Annotated in this window: 16 protein-coding genes and 3 pseudogenes; 7 read left to right on the plus strand and 12 right to left on the minus strand. The window is 56.8% G+C overall.

What is annotated here, in order from left to right; translation table 11 throughout:
• Nucleotides 1-212 precede the first annotated feature (212 nt).
• Nucleotides 213-1,199 carry a metal ABC transporter substrate-binding protein gene (locus IKE44_RS06965; RefSeq protein WP_033014572.1) on the plus strand — a complete coding sequence of 329 codons (987 nt, stop codon included), beginning with the start codon at nt 213-215 and terminating at the stop codon, nt 1,197-1,199.
• A gap of 193 nt (nt 1,200-1,392) precedes the next feature.
• On the opposite strand, the gene IKE44_RS06970 is transcribed toward IKE44_RS06965, so the two are convergent.
• From IKE44_RS06970 to IKE44_RS06985, 4 genes are all read right to left on the minus strand, one after another.
• Nucleotides 1,393-3,351: a beta-propeller fold lactonase family protein gene (locus tag IKE44_RS06970; RefSeq protein WP_049624994.1), complete on the minus strand. Its 1,959-nt coding sequence runs from the start codon at nt 3,349-3,351 to the stop codon at nt 1,393-1,395.
• A gap of 96 nt (nt 3,352-3,447) precedes the next feature.
• A complete protein-coding gene (locus tag IKE44_RS06975; protein WP_049626449.1) occupies nt 3,448-5,526 on the minus strand; it encodes an extracellular membrane-anchored protein in 2,079 nt (692 codons plus the stop codon).
• 147 nt (nt 5,527-5,673) lie between these two features.
• A complete protein-coding gene (locus tag IKE44_RS06980) occupies nt 5,674-6,162 on the minus strand; it encodes a hypothetical protein (RefSeq protein WP_033014575.1) in 489 nt (162 codons plus the stop codon).
• An 18-nt stretch (nt 6,163-6,180) separates the two neighbouring features.
• Nucleotides 6,181-6,471: a DUF2325 domain-containing protein gene (locus IKE44_RS06985; protein ID WP_013144398.1), complete on the minus strand. Its 291-nt coding sequence runs from the start codon at nt 6,469-6,471 to the stop codon at nt 6,181-6,183.
• A gap of 326 nt (nt 6,472-6,797) precedes the next feature.
• Here IKE44_RS06985 and IKE44_RS06990 point away from each other — a divergent pair, with 326 nt between their 5' ends.
• Both IKE44_RS06990 and IKE44_RS06995 read left to right on the plus strand, forming a co-directional pair.
• On the plus strand, nt 6,798-6,959 hold the full coding sequence (locus IKE44_RS06990) for a DUF1540 domain-containing protein (RefSeq protein ID WP_064502500.1): 162 nt from the start codon (nt 6,798-6,800) through the stop codon (nt 6,957-6,959).
• Between the two features lie 66 nt (nt 6,960-7,025).
• Nucleotides 7,026-7,226 carry a hypothetical protein gene (locus IKE44_RS06995; protein WP_033014606.1) on the plus strand — a complete coding sequence of 67 codons (201 nt, stop codon included), beginning with the start codon at nt 7,026-7,028 and terminating at the stop codon, nt 7,224-7,226.
• Nucleotides 7,227-7,257: 31 nt separating this feature from the next.
• Here the strand turns inward: IKE44_RS06995 and IKE44_RS07000 are convergent, their stop codons facing one another.
• The 5 genes from IKE44_RS07000 to IKE44_RS07020 form a co-directional block, all read right to left on the minus strand.
• Nucleotides 7,258-8,739, minus strand: a complete 1,482-nt coding sequence (locus tag IKE44_RS07000; protein ID WP_033009852.1) for an o-succinylbenzoate--CoA ligase — start codon at nt 8,737-8,739, stop codon at nt 7,258-7,260.
• A gap of 189 nt (nt 8,740-8,928) precedes the next feature.
• Nucleotides 8,929-9,747 (minus strand): 1,4-dihydroxy-2-naphthoyl-CoA synthase, encoded by an 819-nt coding sequence (gene menB, locus IKE44_RS07005; RefSeq protein WP_033009854.1) that lies wholly within the window; start codon nt 9,745-9,747, stop codon nt 8,929-8,931.
• Nucleotides 9,748-10,554 (minus strand): 2-succinyl-6-hydroxy-2,4-cyclohexadiene-1-carboxylate synthase, encoded by an 807-nt coding sequence (gene menH, locus IKE44_RS07010; RefSeq protein WP_033014576.1) that lies wholly within the window; start codon nt 10,552-10,554, stop codon nt 9,748-9,750. It lies immediately after the preceding gene.
• Nucleotide 10,555: 1 nt separating this feature from the next.
• Nucleotides 10,556-12,304 carry a 2-succinyl-5-enolpyruvyl-6-hydroxy-3-cyclohexene-1-carboxylic-acid synthase gene (gene menD, locus IKE44_RS07015; RefSeq protein ID WP_033014578.1) on the minus strand — a complete coding sequence of 583 codons (1,749 nt, stop codon included), beginning with the start codon at nt 12,302-12,304 and terminating at the stop codon, nt 10,556-10,558.
• Nucleotides 12,297-13,670 carry an isochorismate synthase gene (locus IKE44_RS07020; RefSeq protein WP_033014579.1) on the minus strand — a complete coding sequence of 458 codons (1,374 nt, stop codon included), beginning with the start codon at nt 13,668-13,670 and terminating at the stop codon, nt 12,297-12,299. Before IKE44_RS07020 ends, menD begins: the two co-directional genes overlap by 8 nt.
• Nucleotides 13,671-13,845: 175 nt before the next feature.
• On the opposite strand from IKE44_RS07020, the gene IKE44_RS07025 reads away from it, so the two are divergent.
• The 3 genes from IKE44_RS07025 to IKE44_RS07035 all read left to right on the plus strand — a co-directional run bounded on the left by IKE44_RS07025 (nt 13,846) and on the right by IKE44_RS07035 (nt 16,688).
• Nucleotides 13,846-14,775, plus strand: coding sequence for a 1,4-dihydroxy-2-naphthoate polyprenyltransferase (locus IKE44_RS07025; protein WP_033014607.1), 930 nt, complete (start codon nt 13,846-13,848; stop codon nt 14,773-14,775).
• A 187-nt stretch (nt 14,776-14,962) separates the two neighbouring features.
• Nucleotides 14,963-15,772, plus strand: coding sequence for a yteA family sporulation protein (locus IKE44_RS07030; protein ID WP_033014609.1), 810 nt, complete (start codon nt 14,963-14,965; stop codon nt 15,770-15,772).
• Between the two features lie 313 nt (nt 15,773-16,085).
• Entirely contained in the window at nt 16,086-16,688 is a 603-nt protein-coding gene (locus IKE44_RS07035; RefSeq protein ID WP_049624995.1) for an AIM24 family protein, read from the plus strand.
• 7 nt (nt 16,689-16,695) lie between these two features.
• Here the strand turns inward: IKE44_RS07035 and IKE44_RS07040 are convergent, their stop codons facing one another.
• The 3 genes and pseudogenes from IKE44_RS07040 to IKE44_RS07050 all read right to left on the minus strand — a co-directional run.
• Nucleotides 16,696-16,830, minus strand: coding sequence for a hypothetical protein (locus IKE44_RS07040; protein ID WP_287465439.1), 135 nt, complete (start codon nt 16,828-16,830; stop codon nt 16,696-16,698).
• Between the two features lie 307 nt (nt 16,831-17,137).
• A pseudogene (locus IKE44_RS07045) lies at nt 17,138-17,518 on the minus strand (glycogen phosphorylase); the annotation flags it as partial.
• 106 nt (nt 17,519-17,624) lie between these two features.
• Nucleotides 17,625-18,257: pseudogene (locus IKE44_RS07050) on the minus strand (sugar phosphate nucleotidyltransferase); the annotation flags it as partial.
• Between the two features lie 99 nt (nt 18,258-18,356).
• Between IKE44_RS07050 and IKE44_RS07055 the strand changes: the two are divergent.
• Nucleotides 18,357-18,474, plus strand: a pseudogene (locus IKE44_RS07055) (IS982 family transposase); the annotation flags it as partial.

An 18,474-nucleotide genomic window follows, 5' to 3' on the forward strand; every position in this document is an offset into this window, starting at 1 on the left:
CCAAGAAAACTGGATCAATCAACAAAATATTGCACTCGGGGTTCTTCACCTAATAGGTGAACATTCGAAATGGAGTCGAAGTCTCGACACGATTGGGTTTCCCAGCATTTTTGATACACTTCTGTCACGGATTCAGGTATGATTAATCCTGTAAATCGTAATGATTACGATATAATAAATGCGGACATCTTGAGCCCAGAAAGGAGTTCAATATGAGACTACCATCCATTCTTTTGTCTTTCCTTTTGGCGGCAAGCGCCTGGCTATACGGCTGCCAAGCAAAACCGGAGGCACATAAGGCCCAAACATCGAACGACCCATTGACGATTTATACAACCGTCTATCCGCTTGAAGACTTTACGAAAAAAATCGGCGGCGACGCCGTGAACGTCAAAAGCGTTTACCCGCCGGGAGTAGAAGCCCATACGTTCGAACCGACACCCAAAACCGTGCAGCAGATTGCCGATGCGGACGCCTTCATTTACATTGGCCACGGGATGGAACCGTTCGCCGAAAAACTGCAGGAAACATTACAAAATGAGCACGTCCGATTTCTCGTTGCCACAAACGGCATCGAATTGCTTGAATCGAACCATGAACAGGAGCATGCGCATGGCGAAGGGCACAAAGATGAACACGGAGAGGGACATGAGGAAGAACATGGCCATGAACACGGAGACAAAGATCCTCACGTATGGCTTGACCCCATCCGATCCATTTCGATCTCCGAGAACATCCGCGATTTGCTGATGGAACTGAAACCTGAAAAAAAAGACCTGTTTATGCAAAACTTTGAAACGTTAAAGATGAAACTCGAGCGCCTTGACGGGCAATTCCGTTCAACAGTGGAGAAAGCTCCCAGAAAAGAGATACTCGTTTCCCATCAAGCTTACGGATATTGGGAAGATCGCTACGGAATCAAACAGCTGAGCGTTTCCGGGCTTTCTCCGAGCAACGAACCATCGCAAAAAGAGCTGACTCAGCTCATCCAGACAGCCAAACAGCATCACATCCGCTATGTCATTTTCGAACAAAATGTTCATCCCAAAACGGCGGAAGTGATTCAGAACGAAATCGGCGCCAAGCCGCTCCGTCTGCATAACTTGGAATCGCTGACCGATGAAGATCGAAAAGCCCACAAAGATTACTTTGCTCTTATGGCCGAGAATCTCCGCGTGCTGCAAAAAGCTCTTTATTGAAATACAACCGCCTGCCTCTTTCGATTCGTGGGCTTTCTCATTCTGGCGTTTGTTTATGCACGATAAGCGCTATGTACGGCCAAAACAACAAGGAAAAAGGTGTCCCCAACACGCGTGGGACACCTTCCTTTATGACGTGCGATCTTCTGCCCTGCAGAAAGAAAAGCACCCTTTTCCTCACCCATCACTCTCACTATTGCAGCGAGCGGACATAGGCCGCAATGGCCGCAATTTCTCCCGGCGTCAATGTTTGCATTTCTTTCGTCCGATGGCGCCGGATTGCTTCCTCGATCGTTTTCGCGCTGCCGTCATGCAAATACGGGGCTGTCGCCCATACGCCGCGCAGCGTCGGCGTATCCCACTGTTTGGGCGTCCGCGGGTTTGTGAACCGGGCGCGGGCGTCGCCTTTGGAGGCGCGGTCCTTCGGATTGGCCGTGCCGATATCGTGCAAGTAGGCGGTATTGGCAGTCGTCAATTTCCCGTCCGGCCCGACCGCCTTGACGCTGTCGGTGAAATACTCGCCCCCATGGCAGCTTAAGCAATTCCCTTTCCCGTTAAACAGGCGCTCCCCTTCCTTCGCTTCCGCCGTCAAGCTGCCGTCCGCCTTTCGATACGGGCTTTTCGGCACGGGGAACGAACGAGGGTCGTTCAAGTAGGCGAGAATGGCGTCAAACATATGCTGGACGTTCGGCGGCAGCGGCTTGGACGGGTCGATCGCCGTCATGCCGCCCATCTCGCCTTGCACCGTATGAATGTAGTCGGTAAAATCGTCGCGCGAACCATCCCACATAAACAGCCCGGTTTTCGTCGCCAAAATATTGCTCGGCACGTTGCGCGGCCCTTTCGCCGTCATGAGCGTCAAGCCGTTGATGTCGCCGTCGCTATGGCACGAAGCGCAGCTCATCCAATTGTTTCCTGTAATGTTGATGGCAAACTCGTCGCTGTTGGCGCTGTAAAAGATCGTTTTTCCTTCACGCACGAGCGGGGAGAGCGAATCTTTCGCAATGAGGCGGATCGTGCCGCTCTCCTGCTTCGCTTTCGCATATGGGCTTTTTCCTCCGGTTTTGATCACGGCCAAATCATGGCTCATGGCGTTGTGGACGTAAAGCGTCTTCCCATCCGGCGAAATCGCGATCCCGCGCGGATTGTTGCCGTGGATGCGTCGCAAAATTTGCGTCGCCTTGCCGCCGCGGCGCAAGTCAAAGACGACGAGATCCTCGCTTCCAGACATGACCGCGTACGCTTTGCCGCCGTCCGGGGAAAACGCCACATCGTACGGATTGGAGACGATGATCGTCTCGTTATGAACATCAGTGACATTGATCGCGGCAAACAGCTCTTTCCGCTCGTCCGGCAACTCAACGTCGTTCGTCACATCAATGACCGAGATGGCCGGAAACACCGTTTCCTCAAATTGGATCGGCGTATCGATGTTCGTCAATAAGTGCGGAATATACGCTTTTTTGCCGTCCGGGGCGATGACGATTTGCTCAAGCGTGTTCGGAATGCCTTGGCTCTTTTTTCGATCGGCTTTATCCGGCGACGGGGCGAGGGCGATTTCCTTGACCGCCCGCCGTTTCTTTGTGTCAATCACGGTAACTTTAGCCGCCAAATATTGCGTCACGTACAGCTTCCTTCCGTCCGCTGTCAGCGCCAGCGCCCGCGGCCGATCGCCCGCTTGGATGTCTTTGGTCCGCTTCCCGCTCTCAGCGTCAAACACCGAGACCGTGCCCGAGCGGTAGTTGGCGACATATACTTCCTCCCCATCTGGACTGGTGACGATGCCGAACGGCTCGATCCCCGTTTTCCAACGGTCGACGACTGTCCGCTTGTCAAGCGATACGACGTCCACTTCATCATCGTACATGCAGGAAACATACAGCGTCCGTCCATCCGGGCTGAGCGCCAGCTGGCGCGGTTCGCGGCCGACGGGAATTTCCGCTTCCTTCGTTTTGGTTTTCGCGTTGATGATTGTCACTGTATCCACATCGATGTTGGCGGTGTAGACATAGCGCCCGTCGCTGCTTACGGCGATGTTGTCGCCGTGCGCCGGGGCGTGTCTGACCACTTTCGGCTGCTCATGCCATGCCTTTTCGTCCTGACAGCCGGCCAACAGCGCGGCGATCGCCGCGGCGAACCACCATTTTCGCATTTCAATATTCCCCCGTTTTTTCACGAAAATGATAACCATCCTCAATTTTACAAAGAAAAGCAGCGAATCTCAGTCGTATTCGCCGCTTTCTTTCTGTTATTTGTTGCCGGATCCAACATTGACCTTGACCGTCCGCAACACCGGCGCCACGCCGTATGGGCCGCCGGCCGCCTGCACTTGCGGCACATGGTCGCGGTCAGTGTTGCCCAATTTTTTCCCTTTGATGTAGACATCTCCCGTATCCCAAAACTCACTTGCCTGCATCCCTTCCTGAAGCGTCGGGCCATCGACGATTCGGTCGTAAAAGTCGACGTAACGGGAGATGATCGTTTCGCGGTCAAGGGATTTCGCCGTCTCATCCGCTTGGTCGTTGTTCAAGTTTTGCAGCGCCACGCGGAACACCCCCGACAACGCGCCGGCGAGCCACGGGGTGTACTTATCCTCTGTTTCTCCCGTATGGTACACGTGCCATTTTTGATCCCAAAAATGGCGGTCCATCGCCTCATAAACAAGGCGCGCCGCATCGCGGTACGCTTCGTCTTTCGTCGCCAAAAACGCCGCCGTCAGCCCGCGGATCGCACCAAGCTGGGCAAGAAGCGTCGGCTCGTCTTGATCCGGCCCTTGGCCGATCGTATAGCCGTTTTCGACAAGCCCGTCTTTTCGCATCAAGTTGTGCATGATAAAATCCGCTTGCCGACGGATGAGCTCAAGCGCCCGCTTTCCTTCCGGCGTGCCAAGCCCTTTGGCGCTCTCTCCGCTCGCATAGCCGACCGGCATCCCGTCAATCGCCCGTTCGAAGATGCGGAGCGCTTCCATTGTATAGCCGGCTTGGAACGTATCGACCCGATTTCCTTGCGTTCGCCCGTCATGTTCGGTCACAAACGCGCCCGCTTTTTCATTGAAATGCATGGCATCGATGTTGCGAAACACTTGCAGCAGCACGTCGCGGTTGACGGAATACGGGTCGTCGGCCACGCGGTCGTTGGCTGGATCGGCATCCACATTTTCTTTTGCCGCTTTCGGGAACGGTTTTCCGTCAAACACGGCCAAAAACGCGGGGTTTTGGTTTTTGTTTTCCGGCCGCTGGTCGGTCATGCCGAAAAACTCCGCCGCCGGCCATAGCATGAGCCATTGATCCTCAAGCAAGCTGCGGGGATCTTTGACGACCAACTTCGCCGCATCCGGCGCCAGCTCGCTTCCCCCTTCAGCCACTTCCACCGCGTGCGGCAAATAGACGAATCCCCCGCTTGGGTTGTAGCGACTACCGGCTGCCTTCGTCAACGCCTGTTGCTTCGCATCATAAAATAAATGGTCACGGATAAAAGCCAGCTTGTTCCATATTTGTTCCGTCAAAATCATCCCTTGCATCCCGTCGGCGGAACTGACGCCAAGAGCGACGTTCCCGCTTTGATCGTCGTTTGGCGTTTTCGCCTCCACCTCTTCATCGCTGTCTTTTTGATGAAAATTCCCCAAAAAGTCGCCGGCCCAAAGCGCTTGCTTCAAAAAGACACCGCCGTAAGCCGATGGCGTGAGCACTTTGTCCATTTTTCCGCGATCCCAGCGAAGCGATTGGAAATCGACTTGATAGACGGGAACGTATGTACCGTCGTCATTTTCCGCGTACACGTCCGTGTCAACCTTTTGCGCATAATGCGGATCGCCGCCGGCGTACTCGATGAAGGTCGGGAACATGTTGCGGAAAATTTCCTCGCGCGGATAGCCGACGCTGTCCGCAAGCTCATAAAAACGGTCGGCGAGTGCTTCATCGGCTGGCTTATGCTGCTGTTCGGCCCGTTGCTTGGCGATCGGGCCGTTGATGAGATGGAGCCCGAGCCCTGACTTTTCCGTCACCTCATACATGGCTTCCTCGGAATACTCGTATGACTCGATGCCGGCCGTATAGTCAAATTTCGTCGGCTCATCCGGCTTTCTCGCGTCAAGGGTGTCCAAATCAAGCCCGAGCCCTTCAGCGAGCGGTTCGCCCGAAAGTTCAAATTCCGAGTAGGCAAACATATTGCCGGCCGTATCAAAATGATCGTCCGCCACCGGCACGTGCAGGCGCGGCGCTTCCGCTGAACGGCCGTTCTCTTTCTCCCCGACGGCGGAACAGCCGGACGCCAAAAGCAGCGAGGCCGCCGCCGACGTGGCCATGACTTTCCAAGGCATGCGTTTCATAACTTGCTCCCCCATTTTATTTAAAAATAACGATTTTCATTTTCAATCTATTTCATTATACGCCGGCGATTCCCTTCATTCAAAGCCGGAATCCGTTCCATCACATTCCGCCCGAGAAAGACGCTTTTCATGCCTCTTCTCCTTCCCTTAAGCCGGAATCCACTCAATGCGGCGTCCGCCCGTCCATAAAAAGCAGCATTCCAGTTCGTTCGGACAACGTCCGATTGTTTTGCGGCATAAGGACGACGCCGTTTCTTTGCATCGCCGAATGGCTTCCTCTTCCTCACACCACAGCAGCACACGAACCCGGTCGCGGTAAACGATGTACAACTCCCGATCCGCTTCTTCGCCCAATCCGCCGTCCGCCAGCAGCAGCGGCTTGCATGCCGCCTCTTCCATCGAACCGAAAAACTGCAGCAAATGATCCGTCACCTTGGCCAACACAAGTCCGTAATGCAACGGCGTCGGAAACATCGACAAAGGAAGGAGCGAACGGTGCTGATCAATCAACCGGAGCAAGCAAAGCGGCGACCGCAGCGAAGGGGCGGTGTCGCAATACGCTTGAATGACGCGGCGAAGAAACCGGCGCAACGCATACGGCCAGACATCCAACGTCTCGTGATGGATAGACACCATGGCTCGCCTCCTGTTTGTTCATGCATGTTTTCCCAGCTGCTCCAACACGGCGTTTATCGAGCTCCATGACCGTTTCGCAAAATAAATAGGCTTGTCTTTGCTTTTCGCCTTCTCTTTCACTTTCTTCGCCAAATTATGGTTCACGTAATCGATCATGACCAATATGGCGTCGACATGCTCCGGAATGTCGCGTTTCACCATATTCACTTTTCGTCCATTGAGATGAATGATTTCCCGGAATCCGGAACGCTCCAATTTATCGGTAATATGGCCTAAATGATCGGCTCCGACAACAAGCAGTGATGCCATCACGAAAGCCTCCTTTGCTCGCTTCTTTCTTTTTTATTTTAATTGAGAATGATTTTCTATGTCAATTATAACAAGAGATATTTTCATCATTTTTTTGGACGATGAGCCCCCGCTTCAACGATGGTAAAGAAGGAAACGCCATTTCTGCACGAAATCCTTCTTTTATATTTGGGGAGGCGTGGGAGAACAACCATGATGGAAGCTGTCGATTGCCCCTGCTTCCGTTGATCCCAAGCGGGAGTCTTCTCGATTAGAGATGGATAAAATGCCTGCAAATGCGTCAAACTATAGACGCGGGCGATTTCATCACGACAAGGGGGATGACCATGGCGAAAGATGTTCTTTGCGAAGTGCGCAACTGCCATTATTGGGCGGAAGGGAACCGTTGCAGCGCGGAGTCCATTTATGTGGTCAGCCATGCCGGAAACATGGCGTCTGATTCGTCGGAAACGGACTGCAAAACGTTTACTCCTTCCAATGAAGCGTAACGATTCAGCAAATAAAGCGCTGCCTGGTGTTGCGGGCGGCGCTTGCATCGTTAGAGGGGGATGACGGTGGACAAGCGCGCCAGTCTCATTCAAGCGTTCCAAAAGGAAATGAAGCGGACTCGCCCGATGGCGTCCCCACGTTGCATCGACTCGTTCGCCAATTTGTGGGAGTACGAATTCGGTTCGTTCGAGACGCTGCCGCCGGATTTGAAACGGCTTGTCGCTTATCGAGCGGCTGAGATCGGATGGACGGATGATGACGTGTAAGGCGGGCAAACAGACGAAGCAAGCGCCCTGCTTAAAGACGGGACGCTCGCTTTTCTGCTTCCGGAATCAACGTTTTCAATTCGCGGCGCAATAGTTTTTGCGCCGCATTGCGCGGCAGCGCGTCGACGAAATAAATGCGCGCCGGCACTTTGTATTTGGCGAGCCGCTCGCGGCAAAACTGCTTCAGCCCATGCTCATCAGCCGCAGCGCCTTTTTTCAGCACTACAAAGGCACACGGCACTTGCCCCCATGTGTCATCGTCGATGCCGGTCACGCCGGCTTCTTCGACATCGGGGTGCGACAGCAGCACCGCTTCGATTTCGGCCGGATAGACGTTTTCCCCGCCGGAAATAATGAGATCGGAGCGGCGGTCGAGCACGTACAAAAACCCGTCTTCGTCGACATAGCCGATATCCCCGGTGTAAAACCAGCCGCCGCGGATCGCCCGTTCCGTCGCCTCGGGGCGGTGCAAGTATCCTTTCGTCACGTTCGGTCCTTTGACGACAATTTCCCCAGCTTCATACGGCGCAGCTTGTTTTCCGTCTTGCATAATGCATAGCTCGGCCGGAAAGAGCGGCTTGCCGGCGGAGCCGAGTTTCGTCAGGCTGTATTCGGGCGCCAGCGTCACAATTTGCGATGACGTCTCCGTCATCCCGTACGTCTGGTACACCGGAATGCCTTTTTCCTTGCACGTCTCAAGCAGTGGGCGCGGCGCCGGCCCGCCGCCAAGCAGCATGCAGCGAAACGTATCAGGATAGCGCGCTTCCCCAAGCTCCGCCACCATCCGTTGCAGCATGGCGGCTACCACCGACATGATCGTCACCGTTCCGTTCATAATCAAGGCGTTCGCTTCCTTTGGGTCAAATGACGGCTGAATGTACATCGGCATGCCGTAAATGACACTGCGCATGGCGATCGACAGGCCGCTGATGTGAAACAGCGGCACGGCCGCAAGCCAGCAGTCGCCTTCGTGCAACCCGAGATTGAGCGCCGAGCCGACCGCGCTCCACCAGTGGTTGCCGTACGTTTGCAGCACGCCTTTCGGGGTGCCGGTCGTTCCGGATGTGTACATAATCGTCGCCGTCTCGTCCAACTCGAGCGTTTCCTTGAGCAGAACGTCCACTTCCGAAAGCGCGGCGAGCGCGCTCGTCGTCATCACCCGCCCGTCGCCGCCAAGGCGCCCGGCCAGTTCCTCATCGGCAATGACAAGGCGCGCGCCGCTGTCATCGAGCTGCCAGCCGAGCTCATAAGACGTGAGACGCACGTTTTGCAGCAAGGCGCGCGCGCCGAGCAAAAACAAGGCGTGGACGATCTCGATCATTTCAATGCGGTTTTTCATCAAAATGGCGACGATGTCGCCTTCCCGAACGCCCGCTGCAGCGAGGCGGCGCGCCCATGACGCCGACGCTTCGTACAGTTCGGCAAACGTTTTCGCCCGCTCTCGATCACGAACAGCCGTCCGCTCCGGGGTTAAAAACGCCCGCTGCTTCAGCCAGTTTGGCATTGTGGTCATGCGTTCTCCTCCTTTCGGCCGTTTGGCGTGCCAGCCCATCGCACAAGGCGCCGCCGCTCCCGCCAAAAAACACCCGCCGCTGTGGAAACGTCCTGTTCCGGGGGCGAGGTTGTTCCTTCCTTATGTGCCCCGCTGGCAGCGAGATGCGAAAAAGCAGCTTGATGCGGCATCAAGCTGCTTGGTCCGTTCTCACGGGAAACGCGGGAACTGGCCGAAGTCCGGCTTCCGTTTTTCCTTGAACGCCCGCATTCCTTCTTTCGCCTCTTCCGTCGTATAGAATAGAAGCGTCGCATCGCCCGCAAGCTGCTGAATGCCGGCCAGGCCGTCGGAATCGGCGTTGAACGCCGCTTTTAAGAAGCGAATGGCGGTCGGGCTTTTCTCCAAAATTTCTTGCGCCCATTTGACCGTTTCTTCTTCCAGCTGCTCGAGCGGCACGACTTTGTTCACAAGCCCCATCTCGAGCGCTTCTTGGGCGTTGTACTGGCGGCACAAATACCAAATTTCCCGCGCTTTTTTATGGCCGACGATGCGCGCCAAATAGCCGGCCCCATAACCGCCGTCAAAACTGCCGACCTTTGGCCCCGTTTGGCCGAAAATCGCGTTGTCGGCCGCAATCGTCAAGTCGCAGACGACGTGGAGCACATGGCCGCCGCCGATGGCATAGCCGGCGACCATCGCGATGACCGGTTTCGGAATGACGCGAATGAGCCGTTGCAAATCGAGCACATTGAGGCGCGGAATTTCGTCCTCGCCGACATATCCTCCATGGCCGCGCACTTTTTGGTCGCCGCCCGAGCAGAATGCTTTTCCGCCCGCGCCGGTCAAAATGATGACGCCGATATTCGAATCGTCGCGCGCTTTTGTGAACGCGTCGATCATCTCATTCACCGTTTTCGGCCGAAACGCGTTATGTACTTCCGGACGGTTGATCGTAATTTTGGCGATGCCGTTGTACGTTTCGTAAATAATGTCCTCATAGTCGTACTGCTTCACCCATTCAAACGGCATTTACACTTCCCCCTTTGTCATGAATTCACTTACTATTGTAGCAAAAACACCGGGCTGTTCCACGTGAATTGCATGTCCGGCTCCCGGAACACAGACGAACCTGCTGTCGGGCAGCCGCTCATGCATGCGGGCGGCGATGCGGCAAAACTTTTCATCACGCTCCCCGCAAACAAGAAGCACGGGCATGTCAAGTTCCCTAAGCCGCTCCCACCAAGACGGCTGCACGCCGGTTCCCATCCCGCGCAAGCTGTTGGCAAGCCCTTCAGCCGTATGGCGAAGCCGCTCACGGCGGACCGCCGCCCTTACAGACGCCGGAAGCGCCTGTTGCGTGAAAAAAAGCGGAAGACGCTCCCAATGGTCGACGAACGCACGCACCCCTTCCTGCTCGATCCGCTGCGCAAGCGCCTCATCCGCCTCTCGCCGGGCGCGCCGCTCCGCATCCGTCTGCAGCCCCGGCGAACTGCTCTCCAGCACAAGGCGGCGGACGCGGTGCGGATGCAACATGGCGAAAGTCAACGCCAGCCGCCCGCCCATCGAGTAGCCGACCACGTTCGCTTTCTCGACGCCAAGCTTATCAAGCAACGCCGCCAAGTCGTCGGCGGCGCGTTCGATCCGATACCGCCGGGCGTCCTTTGGCGCTTCCGTCCGCCCGTGCCCAAGCAAGTCCGCCGCAATCAGGCGGAACCTCCGCCAAAACGGGTGGAGCGGCCGCCATGTGTCCGCGCTGCCGGTAAACCCGTGCAACAATAAAAGCGGCTCCCCTTCGCCATATTGTTCCACATGGTAACGAACCCCATTCAGCTCCACATCAAACCATTCCTTTATGTTCGAGAAATTTCGCGATTTCCTGGGAAACACGTTCCCACAAAAAACGATGCATTTGGACATTTTCCGCGCGCGACGTGCGCACTTCGACAACATGAAGCCCGCCTGCTTCAAACGATTCCGCCACTTGACGGCGAAATTCGTCCCACGTACGCGGCGTTGCGTGCCGTCCGCCGTACATCCCAACGGCATCGGAAAACGACAAACCGGTCGGCGTGCCAAACAGCGTTTCAAACGGCCCTTCATGACGCGCCTGCGGCAAAAAGGAGAAAATGCCGCCGCCGTTGTTGTTCAACAGCACAATCGTCGCCTGCAATCCGTGCATTTTCGCTGCCAGCAGCCCGTTCAAATCGTGGTAAAACGACAAATCGCCGATCACGAGCGCAAGCGGCCCCGCGGCGGCGCCGGCCCCCAAGGCGCTCGAGACGACGCCGTCAATGCCGTTGGCGCCGCGGTTGGCAAGCACGCGGAGCGGCTTGTCCGTTGACCAGAAAAACGTATCGGCGTCGCGGATTGGCATGCTGTTGCCGATATACAGCAACGCGTCCGGCGGCAACAATTCGGCAAGCTCGACGAACACCTTCCCTTCAAACCATTCGGTTTCTGGCAAGTGCTGCCGCAACACGGTGCGGGCGATGTCGTTCATTTCCCGCCATGCCGCCGACCAGGGGCTTGAGGCCGCTTTCGGTTCGGCCACACGCAACAGCTGCCGGCACAACGCTGTTTCGTCGCTTTGCACCATGCAGGCGGCCGACAGCGTCGGGTCGCGCCAGCCGCCGTCATCGACGACGATTTGGCGGATCGAGCGATGCCGCTTCAGCCATAACAACAGCGGCTTGGACACCGGCATGGCGCCGAAGCGGAGCACGACATCGGGCACAAGCTTGGACGCGATTGCCTCGTCTTTTAAAATCGCGTCATAGCTGTCAATGACATACGTTTTGTCGTGCGCGCCGGCGCGCAACTGCGACAGCGGATCGGCGAGAATCGGAACATCGAGCGCCCGCGCGAGCGCGGTGACCGCCTCGGCGAAACCGGGCCGGTCGAGCGGCCCGCAGATGATCAGCCCGCGTTGAGCCGCGGCGAGCTCTTTATACAGGCCGGCCGCGCTTTCATCAGAAACCGTCGGCTGGCCGTTCACCACACGCGGCACCCCTTTAAGCGCCTGCACGCGCTCCCAGACGCCATCATCAATTTCCGGAACAAGCGGCTCGCGGAACGGCAAATTGACATGCACCGGACCGGCCGGCGCAGCAGCGGCCGCTCCAACAGCCCTTGCCGCCATCGCCTGCGCATAGCGAAGCATCCCTTCCGCTTCTTCCGGCAGCGCCAAATCGACAAACCATTTTGCATAGCGGCCGTATAAATGAAGCTGATCGATCGCCTGCGGCGCGCCGACATCGCGCAGTTCATGCGGCCGGTCCGCCGTCAGCACGACGAGCGGCACGCGCGAATAGTGGGCTTCGACGAGCGCCGGCAAGTAATTGGCCGCCGCCGTGCCCGAGGTGCACACCAATGCGACCGGCCGCCGCTTCGCTTTCGCCATGCCAAGGGCGAAAAAGGCGGCTGACCGCTCGTCAATGTGCATCGAAAAGCGGAGGGCGGGGTTCCCGGCGATCGCCATCGCCAGCGGCGTTGAGCGCGATCCGGGGCTGATGACCGCCTCCGCCACCCCGGCTTGCACAAGCCCATCGACGAAAGCGGCTACATACAACGACAACGCCTCAGTCATGGTGCATCACTCCTAACGCCGATAACATCGGCGCCATTTTCACGTTCGTCTCCTCGTACTCGCTTTGCGGATCGGAGTCGGCGACGATGCCGCAGCCAGCAAACAAGAACGCTTGACTGCCAGCAAGCAAAGCCGACCGAATGGCGACCGCCCATTCCCCGTCACCATAAGCGTCCACCCAGCCGATCGGAGCGGCGTACCACCCGCGCTCGAGCGGCTCGAGGGCGCGAATCGTTTCCATCGCTCGTTCGCGCGGCGTCCCGCCGAGCGCCGGCGTCGGATGCATCCGTTCCACCAGACGCAACACGGACGGCTCCCGGCAGCCGCGGCCGACAACCGGCGTGCATAAGTGCTGAATATGAGGAAGCTTGAGAAGCTGCGGCCCGTCCGGCATCTCGACCGCCTCGCACACCTCGGCGAACAAGCGGCTGATCATGCGCACCACAAATTGATGTTCTTGGCGGTTTTTCCGGTCGGAAAGCAGCCAGGCGCCGAGCCGTTCGTCTTCTTCGACCGTCGCCCCGCGGCGCGCCGATCCCGCCAGGCAAATCGAACGGCACGTCTCCCCCTCTTTTTGGACGAGCTGCTCCGGCGATGCCCCGATTAAACAGCGGCCGTCTTGTTCAAAGGCAAACAAGTAGGCAAACGGCTGCTGCTCGCGAAGCCGGGCCAATACGGAGCCAGCATCGATCGTTCCGGCAAATGTCAACTGCCGGGCGCGGGCGAGCACGACTTTGTCAAGCGCCCCGGCGCGAATCGAAGCGATCGCCTGTCGGACCGCCTCCATCCACCGTCCGCTGTCTGCTTCCCGAGCCGCGACGAGCGCGGGAAGGGGGGCCGGAAGCGGCGGTGCAGCGATTCGCCCAAGCAGCCGGCCGACCTGCTCGATTTCCCGCCCCCCACCGCCGGCAGGCAGCGTGACGGTCAGCTTCGCCTGCCCGTTCCGCATCGAAAGAAGCACAGCCGGCGCGATCAGTTTTCCGGCTGAAAACCCGCGCCATACGTCCGTCGGCGTCCGGTGCGGATCAAAGGAAAACCCGCCGAACAGCAGCGGCGGCGCATCCGTGTCGCCATGCCGCTCGATTTGGCTGGCCCACTGCCGGCGGCGCGCATCGACCTCGCGAAACCGCCCGTCCTTTTCCCCCGTCTCAATTGCATGCACCGAGCCGAGGCCGACCAAGATGGTGCCGTCGCTTCGGTCCGACCAAAAAAACCGTTCGCGGAATCCGCAAGACGGCCCTTGCATAAAAAAAGAAACCGGATCGACGCCTTCCAACGATTCCGTCCAGCTGACAAACGGCCGCGCCGCCCGCACCACCAATTCGTGCAGTTGTTGTTGGAGTGTATGTTGAAATCCAATCGCCACGATCCTCACGCTTTCTTTCGTAAAATTCCCTCTCCATCCCCTACTTCCCATTATCCATTATATATAATAGGAAATCATTTATCTATCAGAAAGGGTTGACACGCCTAAAACCTTTTCCTACACTTATTTTGCGCGGAAACCGATCATATTTTCAAGGAATATAAGGGGAATGGATATGCAACCAGTCACACATATCGGCCACCGACCGCCGGCTCGCCGCGACTGGCGCGTCTTTTGGCGGCTGACGCGTCCGCATACGCTGACAGCGGCGTTTGTGCCAGTCTGCGTCGGCACGGTGCTGGCGATGGGAGAAACGTCTGTCAATTGGCTGTTGTTTGTCGCCATGATGGCCGCCTCGTTGTTGATTCAGGCGGCGACGAATATGTTTAACGAATATTACGATTACAAGCGCGGCCTTGACTCGCCGGAATCGGTCGGCATCGGCGGCGCCATCGTCCGTGACGGCCTGAAGCCGAAAACAGTGCTGGCGTTGGCGTTTGCCTGCTTTGGGGCAGCGATGCTCATCGGCGTCTACATTTGCGCGCAAAGCAGTTGGTGGCTCGCGCTTGTCGGAACGGTCTGCATGGCGGCCGGCTACTTTTACACCGGCGGTCCTGTTCCGATCGCCTATACACCGTTTGGCGAACTCGCCGCCGGATTTTTCATGGGCTTTATGATCATTTTAATTTCCTTTTTCATCCAAACAGGCGGCGTGAGCAAAGAAGCGGTGCTCGTGGCGATCCCGGTCGCCATTTTCATCGGCGCCATTTTGCTGGCCAACAACATTCGCGACTTGGACGGCGACCGCGAAAAAGGACGAAAAACGCTCGCCATTTTAATCGGCCGCGACTGGGCGATCCGCGTGCTTGCCATGATGTTTGCCGCCGCGTTTCTTTGGACGGTGGCGCTTGTGCTGTTGGGCATCGTGCCGTTTTGGGCGATGCTCGTCTTGCTGAGCGCGCCAAAAGCAGCGGCCGCGGCGCGCGGATTCATCGGTAAAACGAAACCGGCGGAGATGATGCCGGCGATGAAGGCCACAGCGCAAACGAATACACAATTTGGCTTTTTGCTCGCCATCGGCTTGCTTGTCGGCCAATGGCTGTAAACACGGTCGAAACGGCCGTGTTTTTTTTTTTGATTTTCGCCCATACTACACCATATAGATAGGCTCCCGCGGCGAAACCATTCGCCGCCAACGGAAGGATGAAACGATCCCTGTGTTTGAAAGGCTCCAGACATTTTCAAGTTTGAATCCATGCAAGACAGACGCTGCAAGGAAGGGGTTGCAACCGATGTTGACGAACGAACAACTCGCCGCCTTCCGCTCCACATTGCTTGAGATGAAGCGGGACATTGAAGACCGGCTGAATCAAAACGACCATTTCGGCATGACGCGCAGCCACGCCCACGATGCGGTCGGCGAGCTGGCAAGCTACGACAACCATCCCGCCGATGAGGCGACTGAACTGTATGAGCGGGAAAAAGATTTGGCGTTGGACGACCATACAGAGCGCGAATTCCGCGAGATCGAGCGGGCGCTGAAAGCCATCGATGACGGCACGTACGGGATTTGCCGCACATGCGGCCAGCCGATTCCGTACGAGCGGCTTGAGGCGTTGCCGACAACGCTTTATTGCCGGGAGCACAGCCCGGACCAAATCATCTCGCAAAAGCGGCCACTCGAAGAAGGGGTACTCATGCCGCCGTTTGGCAAATTCGATTTTGACGACCGCGACGAATCGGTCGCCTATGACGCCGAAGACGCTTGGCAGGAAGTCGCCCGCTACGGTTCATCGGACACGCCGTCCGACCTTGGCAAAAATGTTGATTATTACGGAGAAGTATACGCCGAATCGGAGGAGCACGTCGGCTATGTCGAGGATTTGGAAAATTTCGCTGCTGTCGATTTGTACGGGCGAAATGTCAAAGTGTATCCGACGCGGGAGCACGAATGGCTCGAAAACATATTGGATGACGAAGGCATCATGTCAAACATCGGCGACTTGCCGGCGTATGAAAAAGACCCGTATACGGTGAACGAAAGCTATCGCCGCTACGATGAGCGCCCGACCCAGCAAAACTTCGGGGAACCCAATCCGTAGACAAAGGGCCTCCGTGCGATGACCTCTTGAAGTGGGGAATGCGGCCAGGCGGCCGGTTCAGTTTGACGCGCTCCAAAGGCCGACTTCCAACGTGGGACGCACGCCTTGCCATGGTCCGCTGACAACAAGCGCCTCATGTTCCAATGGCGGGAAACTCGCCAACGGGCCAGTCTGTTTTCAAACGAGCACGGGTTCTCGCGCCGCCTTCCAAACGATGGGCACATGGTTGCCCGTGCTTGTTTGAAACGGAGGAGGGGCGGATTCCGTAGTACATAACGGAATGTTGCAAAAACCTTTGGATGGAGGAGAAACGATGAATGCCCATGAGATCGATTACCGGCTGTACGGCGATGACATGCAGTTTGTCGAGATCGAACTCGATCCACGCGAAAGCGTCATTGCGGAAGCGGGCGCCATGATGATGATGGAAGACGACATCGCGATGGAAACGGTCTTTGGCGACGGCTCCTCAGCCGGAAAAGGACTGCTCGGCCGCCTCGTCGGCGCCGGGAAACGGCTGCTCACCGGGGAAAGTCTGTTCATGACCGTGTTTACAAATCAAGGCAGCGGCAAGCGCCGCGTCGCCTTTGCCGCTCCGTATCCGGGAAAAATCATTCCGGTCGACTTGAGCGAACTGGGCGAGAAACTCATCTGCCAAAAAGACTCGTTTTTATGCGCCGCCAAAGGGGTTTCCGTCGGCATTGAGTTTCAACGCAAGCTCGGGGCCGGCTTTTTCGGCGGGGAAGGGTTGTTTTTGGCGACCGTCACCGGCCCCGGGGCGGTGTGGGTGCAGTCGCTCCCGTTCAGCCGGCTCGCTGACCGCGTGCTTGCCGCCGCTCCGAGCGCCGGCGGACGGTCGGTCGGCGAAGGCAGCATCCTTGGCAGCATCGGCGATTGGCTAGACGGCGACGATTGAAACAAAATCAGGCGTTCAAACCGAACGCCGGCCGGTTCCGCCAACGCGAAACGGGGCGTTCCAACAGGGCGGCCCCGTTCCGTTTATGCCGTTGCCGCCGCAGTCCGGCAACAGCCATACATCCGACCTCTTTCCGCTGCAAGCCGTCGCTCCTTGGCCGCTGTTTTGCCTCCGCACAGGAAACCGTCCCAAGCCCGGCGTTTGGAAACGGCGGAATCGATCGTTCAGACCGGCTCAGACGGAAAAGGTTCATCATGCCAAAGACAAGTTCGTGATGGCGAGCGGCTGGTCGTTTGCGCCTCTGAGATGATTCGAAGCGGCCGCGCTCGTCTTTAGGGGCGCCTGTTTCCCGCCGGGCTTTACATCGACGGCGAAATGCCCCAAATCTCAGCCGCGTATTCCGCGACGGTCCGATCGCTGGCAAAGTAGCCGGAGTGGGCGATGTTGACGGCGCTCATCCGCCCCAGCCCGCCGTTGCCAAGCCCGGCGTCCGCCTTACATTCCTCGACATCTTCGAGGCGAATGCCGAGCTCGCGCAATCCTTCCTCGACGACCGAACGGACGCCGAGGTTTAACAAATTGTTGCCGAGCAGGCGACCCAACAAAAACTCAATCGACAAATAATACACTTGTTTCCACCGTTGCGCCCGGTAGCGTTCATTCGTCGTGATCCAATGGCGGCTGATATGTTCGCGCACCATCTGGCCGAGAACGTGATAATGATCGCGCGCCGTCGATTCGGCAAACGGTTTGCCGCACAGCGCCTCGACCCGCACCACAAACGCCCGTTTGAACGTTTCTTTAGGTTGATCAGCCGCTCCTTTCAACACCACGCCCGGTTCGACCTTGGCGTCTTTATCGATAATGACGCCATCGAGGACGCAGCCGTCGCCGATTTGGCACTTTTGCATATAATGCTGTTTTTCACGACCGCTCCTTTGCCGATACGGACGCCTTGAAACAGCAATGAACGCTTGACCGTCCCTTCGACGACGCACCCTTCATTGACGAGTGAGTTCGCCACTTCCGCCTCCTGGGAAATGTATTGCGGCGGCTGATTCGGATTGACGGAATAAATGCGCCATGAGCGGTCGAACAAGTCGAGCTCGTTGTCCTCATCCAACAAGTCCATGTTCGCTTCCCACAAGCTTTTCACCGTGCCAACATCTTTCCAGTAGCCTTGGAACGGGTAGGCAAACAACCGCTTGCGTTCGCGAAACAAAAGCGGGATGATGTCTTTGCCGAAATCGTGCGACGAATGCGGGTCATCGTTGTCGATTTTCAACTATTCTTTCAACAGCGGCCAATTGAAAATGTAAATGCCCATCGACGCCAAATTGCTCTTTGGCTCCGCCGGTTTTTCGGCAAACTCGACAATTTGCATCTCGTCATTCGTATTCATAATGCCAAACCGGCTCGCTTCTTCCCATGGCACTTCAATAACGGAAATCGTCACATGGCCTGTTTGGTGATATGGTAGTCGAGCATCTGCCGATAGTCCATTTTGTAAATGTGGTCGCCGGACAGCACGAGCACGTAGTCCGGGTCGTACTGTTCAATATAATTCACCCGTGGTGCTAGATAAACTCAAACAAGCATAAAAATAGCCCTTGCATGAGGATCCCCTTAAAATGAAAGTGCAACCAACCATTAAAAAGGAGGATCCCTATGCAAGAGCACTTTCATTTTACTACAGATCGAGCCAAGATTCAAAAGCAATATGCCGCCATTTTCGTTTTTGTTTCTGCTCAACTTTCATGCATTCAGGTGCATCTTCATCGTCGAA

This window comes from Geobacillus sp., assembly GCF_017515625.1.
GTDB classification, from domain to species: domain Bacteria; phylum Bacillota; class Bacilli; order Bacillales; family Anoxybacillaceae; genus Geobacillus; species Geobacillus stearothermophilus.

What these genes read in the sequence shown, in the direction of transcription:
- IKE44_RS07025 (WP_033014607.1), top strand. Translation starts at nt 13,846, where the DNA reads ATGCAACCAGTCACACATATCGGCCACCGACCGCCGGCTCGCCGCGAC.
- IKE44_RS06980 (WP_033014575.1), bottom strand. Translation starts at nt 6,162, where the DNA reads ATGGTGTCTATCCATCACGAGACGTTGGATGTCTGGCCGTATGCGTTG.
- menB (WP_033009854.1), bottom strand. Translation starts at nt 9,747, where the DNA reads ATGCCGTTTGAATGGGTGAAGCAGTACGACTATGAGGACATTATTTAC.
- IKE44_RS06990 (WP_064502500.1), top strand. Translation starts at nt 6,798, where the DNA reads ATGGCGAAAGATGTTCTTTGCGAAGTGCGCAACTGCCATTATTGGGCG.
- IKE44_RS06975 (WP_049626449.1), bottom strand. Translation starts at nt 5,526, where the DNA reads ATGAAACGCATGCCTTGGAAAGTCATGGCCACGTCGGCGGCGGCCTCG.
- IKE44_RS06965 (WP_033014572.1), top strand. Translation starts at nt 213, where the DNA reads ATGAGACTACCATCCATTCTTTTGTCTTTCCTTTTGGCGGCAAGCGCC.
- IKE44_RS07000 (WP_033009852.1), bottom strand. Translation starts at nt 8,739, where the DNA reads ATGACCACAATGCCAAACTGGCTGAAGCAGCGGGCGTTTTTAACCCCG.
- IKE44_RS06970 (WP_049624994.1), bottom strand. Translation starts at nt 3,351, where the DNA reads ATGCGAAAATGGTGGTTCGCCGCGGCGATCGCCGCGCTGTTGGCCGGC.
- IKE44_RS06985 (WP_013144398.1), bottom strand. Translation starts at nt 6,471, where the DNA reads ATGGCATCACTGCTTGTTGTCGGAGCCGATCATTTAGGCCATATTACC.
- IKE44_RS07035 (WP_049624995.1), top strand. Translation starts at nt 16,086, where the DNA reads ATGAATGCCCATGAGATCGATTACCGGCTGTACGGCGATGACATGCAG.
- IKE44_RS07030 (WP_033014609.1), top strand. Translation starts at nt 14,963, where the DNA reads ATGTTGACGAACGAACAACTCGCCGCCTTCCGCTCCACATTGCTTGAG.
- menD (WP_033014578.1), bottom strand. Translation starts at nt 12,304, where the DNA reads ATGACTGAGGCGTTGTCGTTGTATGTAGCCGCTTTCGTCGATGGGCTT.